The following is a 13,954-nucleotide window of genomic DNA, read 5'->3' as shown; positions in this document are numbered from 1 at the left end:
GCGAATCGTATACGCGGGCGTCACCTGCGGCGAGTGGACTTCGCGAAAACTATCAATCGACAGTTATTCGCCTCTGAATCGCTTCGCCGAAGGAGTACGCCGTTGAGTGCAACCACCCCGGCTGCGCAGCCCACCACCGCATCCGCACTCGCCTCTTCGCCTCACGACGACGGTGACCTCGCGGAGTTCGGCTACGAGCAGCAGCTGCATCGATCGCTGGGAAAGTTCGCGTCTTTCGCCGCGGGCTTCTCCTTCGTCTCCATCCTCACCACGATCTTCCAATTGTTCGGCCTCGGTTTCGGTTTCGCGGGTCCGGCATTCTTCTGGACGTGGCCGGTCGTCTTCATCGGTCAGTTCATGGTCGCTCTCAACTTCGCGGAACTTGCTGCCAGATATCCGATTTCGGGTGCCATCTACCAGTGGTCGCGGCGGATGGGTGGTGAGATCGTCGGCTGGTTCGCCGGTTGGTTCATGATTCTCGCTCAGATCGTCACTGCATCGGCCGCCGCGATCGCCTTGCAGGTCGTGCTCCCCAATGTGTGGAGCGGGTTCCAGATCATCGGCGAGGACAGCGCACTCACCTCATCGAGTGGTGCCGCCAACGCCGTGCTGCTCGGATCGGTACTTCTGGTTCTGACCACCTTTATCAACTGCATCGGCGTCAACTGGATGTCGCGTATCAACAACATTGGCGTGACCTGCGAAATCGTCGGTGTCATCGCAGTGATCGGGATGTTCTTCACCCACGCTCAGCGCGGACCGGACGTCGTCTTCGACACCGGCAGTGCCGGCGGTCAGCCCGGATACGCCTGGGCGTGGATCATGTCCGGACTGATGGCTGCTTACGTCATGGTCGGCTTCGGTTCGGCAGGCGAACTGGCCGAGGAGACCCGCAACCCCCGACGCGTCGCACCTCGTACGATCCGCCTTGCACTCTCCGCTTCCGCGCTCGGCGGCGGCTTGATGATTCTCGGCGCGTTGATGGCAGCGCCCTCACTGACCGACGGACGCCTGGCCACGGAAGGTTTGCCGTACGTACTGACCTCCATTCTGAGTTCGCCGTGGGGCACGGTCTTGTTGATCGACGTCTCGATCGCAGTGTTCGTGTGCACCTTGGCCATTCAGACTGCTGCTTCACGGCTGATGTTCTCCATGGCCCGCGACGGGCGCCTGCCTGCCTCGCAGATACTGGCAAAGGTCAACCCCCGAACCGGAACACCTATCGCGCCGTCCGTCCTCATCGGTCTGGTCTGCATTGCCGTCCTGGCCGTCAACGTAGGCAACTCGGCAATTTTTGCAACCCTGTCCAGCGTATGCATCATCTTGATCTACTTGGCCTACCTCATGGTGACTGTGCCGCTGCTGGTTCAGCGTCTCAAGGGATGGCCTCGCACGGCAGTCGGCCCCAAGTTCGACGCCGAAGGCAAAAAGCTTTTCTCCCTGGGCATCTGGGGAGTTCCGGTCAACATCGCCGCGGTTGTGTACGGCGCGCTGATGGTGATCAACCTGTCCTGGCCACGAGCCGAGATCTTCAACCCCACCGGGGAGTACCCCATTCTGCAGTGGGCCGCGCCCATCACGGTAGCGCTGGTCGTGGGGCTGGGAGTCGCTTGCTTCCCACGTGGCCGCGCCACCCCGAATCCCGTCACGATCGGAGCCTGACCATGAGTACTCAGACCACCGCCGGAGCGCGCGAGCATGCCCGGTCTCAAGCTGGAACGATCACCGATTCCATGCCCGTATTGCCGGCAACGCGTTGGCCGAACCCACCCGAAGACGTCGCTCCCGAACGTCTGACCTGGGCTGAGACAGTGCCGGGTGGGCGGTACACGACCAAGGTTCTCGCACGTGGAACCCGATTGCGACTTCGCGACATCGCTGGCAGCGCCTGCGCAAACATCTTGCTCTATCGCGCCGACGCCCCCTGGGAGCGTCTCAACGTCGCCGATACCGTCAAGGTGCCATGGCAGGCCTATCTCGGCGTCGGGCACCCGTTGCTCTCCGATCAGGGGCGAGTACTTGCGACCGTGGTCGCAGACACGTCGGGTCACCACGACGCGTTCTGCGGAACGACGTCACGCGCCACCAACGAGGCGAAGTACGGGCAGGGCTCGCTGCACAGTGCCTCACCCGCCGGGCGTGAACTGTTCACCGTCGCTGCCGCGAAGAACGGACTCGGGCCGCAGGACATTGCGCCTCCGTTGTCCTTCTTCCACGGTGTCCGCGTCGAGGCGGACGGCGCTCTCACCAGTACGGGGTCCGCCGGCTCAGGCGCAACGGTCGACCTTCTGATTCACCTGCCCGTCATCGTGATGATCGCCAACACCGCGCACCCACTCGATCCGGCGCCGCAGTTTCCCACCACGTCCCTCGAAGTGCTCGCGTGGAAGGCCGCCGACGAACTCGGCAGCCTTGACGATCTCGGGCCGGAATACCAACGCGCAGTGCTCAATACCGAAGATGCCTGGACGGCTTCGAACCTGGAGGAGATCGCATGACCACCACCTTGGATGTCCCCGCCCTCGTTCCCGGAACGGTGATCCTCGACGAGATTGCTGACGCATTCGGGCCGTGGTCCGCAGTTGTCCGTGCCGGTGACGTTCTGACCATCGTCGATCTACACGGAAATCAAGCCGTCGACACCCTCGTCTACGCCGGTGACGATCACAGCGTTCGGTACTCGGCAGCAGCGACGGTCACAGCCCAGAAGAACCTGTTTCTGTCCACAGGCTCCGTGCTCCGCAGTGACGACGGAACTCCACTCATGACCCTGGTCGCAGACGAGGTCGGAAACCACGACACCGTCGGCGGCGCGTGCTCACAGGAATCGAACACCCTGCGATACGGCCACCACACCAAGCATCAGCACGCGTGCGTCGAGAACTTCCTCGTCGAGGGCGCAAAATGGGGGCTCGGTAAGCGGGACCTGGTGTCCAACATCAACTTCTTCATGAACGTCCCGGTCGACCCCGACGGCACACTCGGAATCGTCGACGGACTGTCGGCACCAGGCAAGCGGCTCGCGTTGCGTGCCGAACGTGACGTGCTCGTCCTCGTGTCCAACTGCCCGCAGATCAACAACCCGTGCAACGGCTTCGATCCCACGGCCGTCCGCATGATCGTCACACGGCCGGGAGCAGACGAATGAACGCAAAACTGACCATCGTGCGTCCCGGAATGCTGACGACGGTTCAGGACTATCCAGGACGCGTCGGATACTGGCAGATCGGAGTCCCACCATCGGGCCCGATGGACGACCTGTCGTTTCGGTTGGGAAACACCGCACTCGGAAACCCCGAAGGCGCCCCCGGCATCGAATGCGCGATGGCCGGACCTGCCATGACGTTCGACGAAGACACCACGGTCTGCATCACAGGTGCCCCGGTGTCGGTGACCGTCGACGGCGTCGTACACGGTCAGTGGCGACCAGTTTTCGTCCCCGCTGGATCGGTGCTCGACGTCGGAACGGTCAGCGGCCCGGGACTGCGCATCTACGTACTCGTACAGGGCGGAATCGAGACCGACGACTATCTCGGCAGTGCGTCGACCTTCACCCTGGGCAGGTTCGGGGGACATGAAGGTAGGACTCTGCGGGCAGGAGACGTTCTCAAACTCGGACAGGCGACCGGGGTCGCGGGAGCTGTTCCCGCCGAGCATGTTCCGGCGATGCACACGTGCTGGGAACTTGCGGTGACCGAGGGCCCGCACGGGGCGCCGGAGTTCTTCACCCGCTCCGACATCGACACGCTGTACGCGACCGAGTACGAGGTCCACTTCAACTCCGACCGCACCGGTGTCCGGTTGATAGGTCCGAAACCTGACTGGGCCAGAACCACCGGCGGCGAAGCGGGACTTCACCCTTCGAACATCCACGACAACGCGTATTCGATCGGTGCACTCGACTTCACCGGCGACACGCCCATCCTCCTCGGACCCGACGGACCGAGCCTCGGCGGCTTCGTCTGCCCGATCACAGTGGTGTCCGCTGATCGCTGGAAGCTCGGACAGTTGGCTCCCGGGAACAACATTCGCTTCGTGCCGGTCCGCGCCGAACGGGCAGCCTCCCGGCGTGACCTCGGAGTATCGCGTCGAGCCTCCAATTCGGTTGTTCATTCCTCCGGTGGTGACGGCGACGACGGCGTCATAGCCCGCCGTGACGGCGACACCGCGGTCACGTACCGGCGCTCAGGCGATGACAACGTGTTGGTCGAATACGGCGACATGAATCTCGACCTGGCGTTACGTGCGCGTGCTCATGCACTGCATCAGCGACTCGACGCCGAGAAGCCGGCCGGACTACTCGATCTCACCCCGGGAATCCGCAGCCTGCAGGTCCGCGTCGACCCGGACGTGCTGCCCGTCGGCAAGCTGATGGGAATGCTCGCCGAGGCGGAGGACACCTTGCCGGCGGCCAACGAACTCGTTGTGCCCAGTCGCACCGTGCGGATGCCACTGTCGTGGGACGACCCGGCTACGCGCGAAGCGATCCAGCGGTACATGCACGGGGTTCGCGCCGACGCGCCGTGGTGCCCGTGGAACATCGAGTTCATCCGCCGGATGAACGGTCTCGAATCCGTGAACGACGTGTTCGACACCGTCTTCGGCGCCGAATACATGGTGCTCGGACTCGGTGACGTCTACCTCGGAGCGCCGGTCGCGACGCCGCTCGATCCGCGTCATCGTCTGGTCACGACCAAGTACAACCCTGCCCGCACCTGGACCCCCGAAAACGCCGTCGGGATCGGTGGGGCGTACCTCTGCATCTACGGCATGGAAGGCCCAGGCGGGTACCAGTTCGTCGGACGTACGACGCAGGTGTGGAATCACCGCCACCCCGCGAAGTCCGGGCCGTTCGAGGAGGGCACTCCGTGGTTGCTGCGATTCTTCGACCGGATCTCCTGGTACCCCGTCGAGCCGGAAGAGTTGATGGATCTGCGCGCGGACACCGCCGCCGGCCGCGGCGGGGGCGTCGAGATCGAGGACGGCAGCTTCTCGCTGGCCGAGCATCAGGAGTTCCTCGCGTCGAACTCGCGCTCGATCGAGGAGTTCCGTGCGATGCAGTCCGTCGCGTTCGGGGCCGAGCGTCAGCGCTGGTCCGACGCAGGGGAGTTCGCGCTGCCCGGTTGATGGTCGAGTGAGCACCCTTTTCCTCGAGTGAGCACCGCTTCCAGAGTGTCGGAAGCGGTGCTCACTCAGCAGTAACGGTGTTCAGTCCGCCTGGAACGGGCAGCAGATGTTTGCGTCAGCGAGTCAGCGCGCGATTGAACAGATCGATGAACGGGCGAGGCGACGGGGTTCCGGTGGGCCGGAAAGGCGCAGAATCCCTCGACGCGGATACCCACTCGGTTCTGCTCACCCGCGACAAGTCGAGCTGATACCGGGTGTCCGCGGCGAGTCGGTGCAGGAAGAGGGTTCCGGTTCGCCCGTTTCCTTCCCGAAACGGGTGGGCATGATTGAGCGTCGAGTACACCGATGCGAGCGCGAACGACGCAGCGCCGTGATCGAGTGCTACCCAATCGACGGCGGCGATGATCTCTTCGACCTCGGACAGGTAGTTCCGAATCGCCGAGACCGGAGCAAACGTTGCCGCACCTTTCCTGATGTCGACGGTTCTGATGTGTCCGGCCCACTGGTACAGATCTTGGAAAACGTGCTGGTGAAGTAGGAGAAGTTCGGCTGTGTCTCGCGTGTGCGGTACGAGGTCGCTGCCGAGATGCGCCTCACCCAGACGAAGCGCGGTCGCCGCGAACTCGAGTGATTGCAGTGCGGCGGGATCTCGTACGTCGAAATTGTTCTCGAGAACCGATGTACCGCGATAGACGTACGGCGCTGATCGTCGCCAGCGGATCCGCGGGGGAATCGCAGACGAGAGGCCGACGGCTCGCGCCAATTCCTGCTCGAAATACTCACGCCGAGAGAGCATCCCGATCATGACGGCCTCGAGTTCCGCGATCTGCTCGTTACTCGGATCCCAGCCTTCGAGGCGCTCCGCCGCTAGAACCTGTTCGAGCGCAGTGTGATTCACGGGTCGATGTCGGGTAGCGCCGACGCGGACGCGGCATATTCGAGTCGTCGTTGCACACCTGCGACCTCGCGCACTGCATTGCTCAGCAAGCTCCGCGAGAGCGGAGTGAGTTCGGAGATCACGACTTCGTCGGTCGGTGGCCGACCTGCCGCGAACTGATCGGTCTGGTGGCGGACACGAATCTGCTGCAACACCTCGAAAGATTCGATCAGTACCTGGGCGTCGTCGTCGAGTAGGAAACCGCTTCCCGCTGCAGCCTTGAGGCGTTCGAGTGTCGAACTCGTGCGGGCGCCCACGGAAATCCCCGCCCAACGAGCGATGTTCACGATCGGTTGGACGGCGCTGGCTTTGAGGTCGACGGTTCCGGTCCGACGCGTCATCACGTCCTTGAACGAATGGAGCTTTGCCTTGTCTCCGACGGCTTCGCGAAGGAGCAGTCGCATGACGGCCGGGTGCAGTCGCAGTTGATCCAACGCCGCAGGGCGAGGATCCAACGCCGGATCGCCCGCGACGACGCGGGCATCCGCCAGCATCGACAACATGACCAGGGCCTGGTCCTGGTACGGATTGGATACCCATTTCCGCAGCGCAGTGCGCCATTGTGGGAGCGTCCGAGCGAACCTGGCCTGGGTCGCGACGGCGTTCTTGGTGTCGCGAGGGAACCCGCACAGATCGAGGATGTCGTGGATGGTCTTCGCGGCGTCGGCTCCCTCGTGATGAGATTCGCCGCCCCACACCAGCGCACTGTCGATATCCGAAGAGGGGAGCGCTTCACGTCTGGCGACGCTGCCGAGCGACAGCCACGCGAAATCCGGTCGCTCGTCTCCGTCCACCACCAATTCGATGGCGCGCCTGACCGTCACGTCGATCAGCACCGCCAGCGTCGCACCGATGTCGAGCGGTGAGACCCGTGACGCCACCAATTCCGTCACCAGAACAGGGACCGCGCGGGCTGTTTCGACGAGGTGGGCGTCATCCTGTGCTGTGGCGAGCGCTGCGCGCAGTTCGAAACCCTGATTGGTGGCCGAAGTCAGGAGGTCGCTGAGTTCGAGCACGCCCATCAGTGCGCCTGCCTCAGTCACGACCGGGAGATGGCGCAATCCGTACTCGAGCATGTCGGTCACGGCGTCGGCGCCCAATCGATCCGGATCGACTGTCACTGCTGACGGCGTCATCACCGTTGATACCGGCTGATTGCTGTCGATACCACCGACTACCACACGAGCACGTAGGTCACCTTCGGTGAAGATTCCGAAACCGGTTGTCTCCGTCGGGATCACAACAGCGCGGCGGCCCGCATCGGTCATCAACTTCGCGGCCTCGCGGATGGTTGCCCGGCCGTCGCAGACAATTGCGGGCCCGCGCAACAGGTCTCGCACCCGGCGCATGGCGGGACTCTGCATGCCTTGCCCCGTCGAGTGCCCCGTCATGGGGTCATTGTCGCAGGTGTGTCCGGTTCAGGCAGCGGAGGGTGAGATGTCAGAGACCACCGAGTCGCGAGAGTACGTCGAGAGCGGAATCTGTAGTACGCCAGAGTGCGTCGATCTCCTGTTCTGCGCCCGGACGTGTCTGCGGATTCTGGAGGGCGAATCCGTTGGCCAGCGTGATGGTGTTGTATCCGCTGTCGGCGGCGCGGAGCAGCAGTTCCGAGGGCTGCGAGTTTCCGGCCAATCGGTCGAGTCCTTCGCCGACGAAGTAGAACCGCCAGAGCGGCCCCAGATCGGCGTCGTACTCGGCCTTGGTGAGGGTCACGATCGAACCACCCTTGACGGCAATGGAATCGACGATCTTGTAGAAATCGGGGACATCCTCTGCTGTGGTTCCGGAAGTGGCGACGGCGTGAGCGAGGTCGACGGTGAGATGCGCGTTGTAGCCGGCCATGGCGACTCGTGCCGGACTGGCGTCGCACTGACGCGTCAGGGTGAAGTAGTTGTTCCACGCCGGATCGGTGGGAGTACCGGTGAACTCCGCATGGACGTTCACCAGGTACCTGCGCAACAATTCGAAGCTGACGGAATGGGCCCACTCGTCATCGGCGAAGGCCGCAGGGTCTCGCTGCAGCGGCATCACCGCCTCGTGTTCGACAGCGTCCAGGCCGATGGAGAACAAGCCTCGCCAATCGTGGTGTGAGACGAGGATCGACGTGATCTCACGATGACGTTCGACAGCGGTCTCGAGCCGAGGCAGTCCGGCACCGTTCAGCGTCGTGACGTCGCTGAGTTCGGCAATCCGGCCCACCTCGGCATTGCTCAGCGGGCTGCCGCAAGCCGTCGAAAGACTCTCGCCCGGTTCTGCGAGTGCAGAACCGGGCGAGAGGAAAGCGGCGGTGATGCCGAGCGCGAGCGTCAACGGATACAGCCGCATCGGTTTCATCGGCTCAGACTAGGCGCCCATTTCACAAATGTCCGGATTGGCGATCAGCTGAGAACCGCGTCGGCCTCGATCTCGATGAGCAGAGCGGGGTCGATCAGCGAGCTGACCTCGAGGATCGTCGTGGCGGGACGAATCTCGCCGAACACTTCACCGTGCGCGAGAGCGGCCTGCTCCCACTGCGTCATGTCGCGCAGGTACATGCGAGTGCGAATGACGTCGTCGAGCGAGGCGCCGGCCTCGGCCAGTGCCGCCTTGATCGTTTCGAGCGCTGCGCGGGTCTGATCTGTGAGGGTCTCACCAGGAGCGGTGGTGCCGGAGACTGCGATCTGGTTACCGATGCGCACGGCACGGGAGTAACCGATCTTGGGTTCCCATTCGGAACCGGACGAAATATTGATTCTGTTCGACATGCACCGAATTCTGCCAACAACTTCCCGGCCGTGGTGAGGCACGGTCAGGTATTCGCTCCATCTTGACATACCTTAGAACAAGTGTTCGACTTGGGGCCATGAGGTGGTCGGGTCAGGCATTGGATGCAGATGACGGAGCGCTACCCGGACTCGAACGGGCCGGGTTGGTTCGCTCCGTGCAGACTCCCGAGTTCGAGGGAATCACGTTTCACGAGGTGCTCTGCAAGAGCGCGCTCAACAAGATGCCCGAAGAGTCGACGTTGCCGTTCAGCTTCACCGTCAACGCTTTTCGTGGTTGCTCGCACGCATGCCGATATTGTTTCGCGAGACCGAGTCACGAGTATCTCGACCTCGACGCCGGCGCGGATTTCGATTCCCAAGTGGTCGTGAAGACGAACATTGCCGCGGTGCTGCGCAAAGAGTTGGCGCGAAAGTCCTGGAAACGGGAGGCGGTGGCACTGGGTACCAACACCGATCCCTATCAGCGAGCCGAGGGCCGATACCGCTTGATGCCCGGCATTATTCGCGCGTTGACCGAATCCGGAACTCCCTTCTCGATCCTGACGAAGGGAACTCTGCTCCGACGGGACCTGCCGCTGTTGAAAATGGCGGCAGCGCAGGTCGACGTCGGAATCGGAGTGTCGTTGGCGATCAACGACGCTGCACTTCAGAAGCAGATCGAGCCTGGTACCCCGTCGCCGCGGGCGCGTCTGGAGATGATCCGCGCCATCACCGACGCGGGATTCTCGTGCAATGTCATGGTGGCGCCGGTCATTCCGTTCCTCACTGATTCCACCAGTCATCTCGACGGGCTGTTCGAGGCACTGTCCGAAGCCGGTGCGACGAGTGTGACGGTCTTCCCGATGCACCTGCGGGGGAGTACTCGGGGTTGGTTCATGAATTGGCTTGCACAGGAACATCCGGCGCTCATCCGTCGCTACCGCGAGCTGTACGGGCGGGGTGCGTATGTCACTCCCGAATACAAGCGTTGGCTCGCAAGCCGTGTCGAGCCACTGGTCGAGCGCCATGGGTTGGGTGGTCGTTCGGAGCATCGAGACGTCAGTGCAGCTGGCAGTGAGCCGCGTGAGGCGCCCCGGGAACTGGTGGGTGCGGGAGCAGCTCTCACTTTGTTCTGACGGCCGCGGGCGCGTAAATCGGAGGCGCCCCGGACGTTTGCCGGGCTACATTCGCCTGGTGCTACTCACACTGACGTCCACCCCGACCCCGCAGACTCCTGATGCGACCGCGTTGAGCTACCTGCTGCACAAACATCCCGACCGCGTGCAAAGCTTCGACTTGGCGATCGGCACCGCCACGGTTCTGTACCCTGAGGCCTCAGCCGAAAAGACCACGGTGGCAGTGATTGTGGACGTCGACCCCATCGAACTTGTGCAGAGTAGGTATCGACGCGGCAAGAGTGGCGACAACTTTTCGCTGGGTGAGTATGTCAACGATCGGCCGTATGCGGCGTCGTCCATACTCTCGGTTGCTCTGTCGAAGCTGTTTCGCACCGCGTTGACGGGAACGTGCAAGTCGCACCCGGAACTCGTCGGAACCGAACTCGCGTTGACCGTCTCGATTCCGGTGGTTCCGTGTGGCGGCGATGCGGAATTGCCTCGTCGGTTGTTCGAGCCGCTGGGCTGGGATGTGACCGCGATACCGGTGCAGCTTGATCCGCACCTGCCGACGTGGGGAAACTCCGACTTCGTGTCGTTGACGCTCACCGGGGAACACACGGTGCAGAGTGCCCTTCGGCACCTCTACGTGCTGTTGCCGGTCCTCGACGACGTGAAGCACTACTGGGTGGGACCCGACGAGGCAGACAAGTTGATCCGCGTCGCTGGAGAGTGGTTGGCGTCGCATCCGGATTCCGCGCTGATCATGTCCCGCTACCTGGCGCGTCGACGCGACCTGGTCGAATCGGTGGTCGATCGACTGATTCCCGACCAAGCAGAGGCGCAGATCGAACTACCGCGACCGGATCCGCCGCTGGCACGGCTTCGCGTCGACGCAGTTTTGGCGACGCTTCAGCGACTGCACGTCAGAACGATTGTCGACATCGGTTGCGGCGAAGGCAAACTGATCGAGGTGCTGATGCCGCACGCTCAATTCGACAAACTTGTCGGCGTCGATGTGAGCGCGCGCGAACTGACACGGGCGCAACGCAGATTGAAGTTCACCGAAATGTCCGACGCCCAACGTGAACGTGTGTCTTTGATGCAGTCGTCCGCGACGTACCGCGACGCGCGCTTGAAAGGCTTCGACGCAGCCGTGCTGATGGAGGTGGTCGAGCACGTCGACACGGCGCGCCTGCCGGCGCTGGTCAGATCGGTCTTCGTGGACGCAGCACCGCAGTATGTGCTGCTGACTACTCCGAATGCCGACTACAACGTGCTGTATCCGGCATTGGCCGCGGGAGAGTTCAGGCACCCCGATCACAGGTTCGAGTTCTCCCGAACCCAATTCCGCGACTGGGCAACCGAAACGGCCCGAGTCCACGGCTATTGCGTGGAGTTCGAATTTGTCGGAGCAATTGATCCGGTCCTTGGCGGGCCGACACAGATGGCAATCTTCACGAAGGAGGCACGAACGTCATGACGGTGTACGAGATTCCAGATCTCGCCCTGGTAGTACTCATCGGCGTCAGTGGCTCGGGAAAGTCGACCTTCGCGGCGCGTCACTTCGGTGAGTTCGAAACTCTCTCGAGTGACACATTCAGAGGGTGGGTCAGTGATGATCCGAACTCACAGGAGTCGACGTCCGATGCTTTCGAAGTGCTGGAGTTCGTCGCGGCCAAGCGTTTGCGACGCGGACGCCTCACGGTGGTCGACGCGACCAACGTCCAGCCCGCCGCGCGCAAGCGACTCGTTGCGTTGGCTCGCGAGCACGACATACTGCCGGTGGCAGTCGTGCTCGATATTCCGGAATCGGTCTGTTCTGCGCGCAACGACGCACGCTCTGATCGGACGTTCGGACGCGACGTCATTCGCCGCCAGCACCAACAGCTGACTCGCTCGCTTCGCGGGTTGGGCAAGGAAGGTTTCCGTTCGGTTCACATACTCAGAGGTGAGGACGCGGTTTCCGAAGCCACATTCTTGCGCCACCCGCTCCGCAGCGATCTGCGTGTCGAGCGTGGTCCGTTCGACGTCATCGGTGACATCCACGGATGTCGAAGCGAGCTCGAGACGCTCCTCGTGAAACTCGGCTACACCATCGACTTCGGGACGGATGGCAGAGCTGTCGATGCGGTGCCGCCGGTCGGGCGAACTGCCGTCTTCCTCGGTGACTACGTGGATCGAGGTCCGGATTCGGTCGGTGTGCTGCGTCTGGTCATGGGGATGGTCGCGGCGGGACACGCGATAGCGGTTCCGGGTAACCACGAGAACAAACTCGTCAAGGCGCTGCGCGGCAAGAAGGTCACGCCGAGTCACGGACTCGCCGAGACCCTCGAGCAGATGGCCACCGAGTCGGCGGAGTTCCGCGAAAGCGTCGTCGACTTCTGTGACGGCCTCGTCGCGCACCTCGTCCTGGACGACGGCAAACTCGTTGTCGCGCACGCCGGTCTCAAGGAGGACTACCACAACAGGGCATCCGGTCGAGTCCGGAGCTTTGCGCTCTACGGTGAAACTACCGGTGAGACGGACGAATTCGGCTTACCCGTTCGATACCCGTGGGCGCAGGACTACCGAGGATCAGCGATGGTCCTCTACGGTCACACGCCGGTGCACGAGGTGGAATGGATCAACAACACCGCGTGCCTCGACACCGGGTGCGTCTTCGGTGGATCCCTCACCGCCCTTCGATACCCGGAACGAGAGATCGTGTCGGTTCCGGCGGAGCAGGTTTGGTACGAGCCGGTGGTACCGCTGGCACCGCCGACTCGTGATCCGGATGTGCTCGATCTCGCCGACGTCCTCGAAACGACCGGCGTCGACACCGAACTGCGCGGTCGAGTGTCCGTTCGCACCGACAACGCTGCCGGCGCCTTGGAAGTGATGAGCCGATTCGCGGTCGCGCCGCAATGGCTGCGGTACCTACCGCCGACCATGGCGCCCTGCGCGAGCGCCCAATCCGATGACTATCTGGAACACCCGTCGACCGCGTTCGACGCATACCGGGCCGGCGGAATCGGAACAGTGATCTGCGAAGAGAAGCACATGGGTTCGCGGGCAGTGGTGCTCGTGTGCCGTGATCGATCGGTTGCTCAGTCCCGCTTCGACGCACCGGATGCGCTCACCGGGATGGTGCACACCCGCACCGGCCGCCAGTTCTTCGACGACGACCTGACTCAGCAGTTGATCGACGACATCGCCGCCGCAGTCACCTCCGCTGGGTTGTGGGAAGAGCTGGGCACCGACTGGCTGCTCCTCGACTGCGAACTGTTGCCGTGGAACGTCAAAGCGGAAGGTCTGCTGCGCTCGCAGTACGCGTCGGTCGCGGCGGCCGGGCGATCAGACCTCACAGCTCGCGAGGCCGTGCTGGCGCGGGCCGGGTCGCGGGGCCTGGACGTGGCGGAGATGTTCGAACAGACAACTGTTCGGGCCGCCAGTATCGAGCGCTTCGGCGAGGCGTACCGACGGTACGTGTGGCCGACGAACGGACTGGACGGCGTCACCATCGCGCCGTTCCAGATTCTGGCGGCCGAGGGCCAGTCGTACGGGGAACGGGATCACGAATGGCACCTCGGTATTTCGGACCGCCTGGCCGCGGCCGACCCGAGTCGATTTACCACTACACGTCGCCTGGTGGTCGATCTCGGTTCCGAGGACTCGGTGTTCGAAGCGACGAAGTGGTGGGAGTCGCTCACCGGCGACGGTGGTGAGGGGATGGTCGTCAAACCGCTGGCGAATCAGATTCACGGACCGCGGGGGTACAACGCGAAGGTTCAGCCGGGGATCAAGGTCCGCGGCCGGGAGTACCTGCGATTGATCTACGGTGCCGACTACCTCGAACCGTCGACGCTTGCGAGATTGCGTAACCGCAACCTCGGACACAAGCAGTCGATGGCGCTGCGCGAGTACGCGCTCGGCATGGAGGCGGTATCCAGGCTCGTCGACCGTGAACCTTTGTGGCGAGCGCACCAGGCCGTGTTCGCGGTGCTGGCTCTCGAATCGGAGCCGGTCGACCCGCGGTTGTGACGGCCGGT

At 63.2% G+C, this 13,954-nt stretch carries 11 protein-coding genes; 7 read left to right on the top strand and 4 right to left on the bottom strand.

Annotated features, from left to right (window positions below):
- Positions 1-102: 102 nt before the first annotated feature.
- Genes PCS43_RS01600 through PCS43_RS01585 form a run of 4 tightly spaced genes read left to right on the top strand, consistent with a single transcriptional unit; the run spans position 103 to position 5,127 of the window.
- On the top strand, positions 103-1,662 hold the full coding sequence (locus PCS43_RS01600) for an amino acid permease (protein ID WP_030536447.1): 1,560 nt from the start codon (positions 103-105) through the stop codon (positions 1,660-1,662).
- Between the two features lie 2 nt (positions 1,663-1,664).
- On the top strand, positions 1,665-2,498 hold the full coding sequence (locus tag PCS43_RS01595) for an urea amidolyase associated protein UAAP1 (RefSeq protein ID WP_047270362.1): 834 nt from the start codon (positions 1,665-1,667) through the stop codon (positions 2,496-2,498).
- Positions 2,495-3,148 (top strand): urea amidolyase associated protein UAAP2, encoded by a 654-nt coding sequence (locus PCS43_RS01590; protein WP_007728099.1) that lies wholly within the window; start codon positions 2,495-2,497, stop codon positions 3,146-3,148. Before PCS43_RS01595 ends, PCS43_RS01590 begins: the two co-directional genes overlap by 4 nt.
- Positions 3,145-5,127: a 5-oxoprolinase/urea amidolyase family protein gene (locus PCS43_RS01585; protein ID WP_209908558.1), complete on the top strand. Its 1,983-nt coding sequence runs from the start codon at positions 3,145-3,147 to the stop codon at positions 5,125-5,127. Before PCS43_RS01590 ends, PCS43_RS01585 begins: the two co-directional genes overlap by 4 nt.
- Positions 5,128-5,242: 115 nt before the next feature.
- Here the strand turns inward: PCS43_RS01585 and PCS43_RS01580 are convergent, their stop codons facing one another.
- The 4 genes from PCS43_RS01580 to PCS43_RS01565 are packed head-to-tail and all read right to left on the bottom strand — an operon-like array spanning position 5,243 to position 8,808.
- Positions 5,243-6,025: a Fic/DOC family protein gene (locus PCS43_RS01580; protein WP_065352441.1), complete on the bottom strand. Its 783-nt coding sequence runs from the start codon at positions 6,023-6,025 to the stop codon at positions 5,243-5,245.
- On the bottom strand, positions 6,022-7,455 hold the full coding sequence (locus tag PCS43_RS01575; RefSeq protein WP_231915016.1) for a putative nucleotidyltransferase substrate binding domain-containing protein: 1,434 nt from the start codon (positions 7,453-7,455) through the stop codon (positions 6,022-6,024). Before PCS43_RS01575 ends, PCS43_RS01580 begins: the two co-directional genes overlap by 4 nt.
- A 49-nt stretch (positions 7,456-7,504) precedes the next feature.
- On the bottom strand, positions 7,505-8,389 hold the full coding sequence (locus PCS43_RS01570; RefSeq protein ID WP_081377500.1) for a DUF5995 family protein: 885 nt from the start codon (positions 8,387-8,389) through the stop codon (positions 7,505-7,507).
- Between the two features lie 53 nt (positions 8,390-8,442).
- Positions 8,443-8,808, bottom strand: coding sequence for a RidA family protein (locus tag PCS43_RS01565; protein ID WP_019748335.1), 366 nt, complete (start codon positions 8,806-8,808; stop codon positions 8,443-8,445).
- Positions 8,809-8,906: 98 nt separating this feature from the next.
- On the opposite strand from PCS43_RS01565, the gene PCS43_RS01560 reads away from it, so the two are divergent.
- Genes PCS43_RS01560 through PCS43_RS01550 form a run of 3 tightly spaced genes read left to right on the top strand, consistent with a single transcriptional unit; the run spans position 8,907 to position 13,946 of the window.
- The gene (locus tag PCS43_RS01560; protein WP_003944842.1) at positions 8,907-9,944 is read left to right on the top strand and encodes an Rv2578c family radical SAM protein; all 1,038 of its coding nucleotides are present in this window, start codon (positions 8,907-8,909) and stop codon (positions 9,942-9,944) included.
- 58 nt (positions 9,945-10,002) lie between these two features.
- Positions 10,003-11,406, top strand: a complete 1,404-nt coding sequence (locus PCS43_RS01555) for a 3' terminal RNA ribose 2'-O-methyltransferase Hen1 (RefSeq protein ID WP_374192578.1) — start codon at positions 10,003-10,005, stop codon at positions 11,404-11,406.
- Positions 11,403-13,946: a polynucleotide kinase-phosphatase gene (locus tag PCS43_RS01550; RefSeq protein ID WP_209908562.1), complete on the top strand. Its 2,544-nt coding sequence runs from the start codon at positions 11,403-11,405 to the stop codon at positions 13,944-13,946. The genes PCS43_RS01555 and PCS43_RS01550 overlap by 4 nt, the downstream gene beginning before the upstream one ends.
- Positions 13,947-13,954: the final 8 nt, after the last annotated feature.

It is taken from the genome of Rhodococcus sp. C-2 (genome assembly GCF_027854095.1).
GTDB lineage: Bacteria > Actinomycetota > Actinomycetes > Mycobacteriales > Mycobacteriaceae > Rhodococcus_F > Rhodococcus_F qingshengii.
This window is presented reverse-complemented; position numbering and strand designations above follow the sequence as displayed.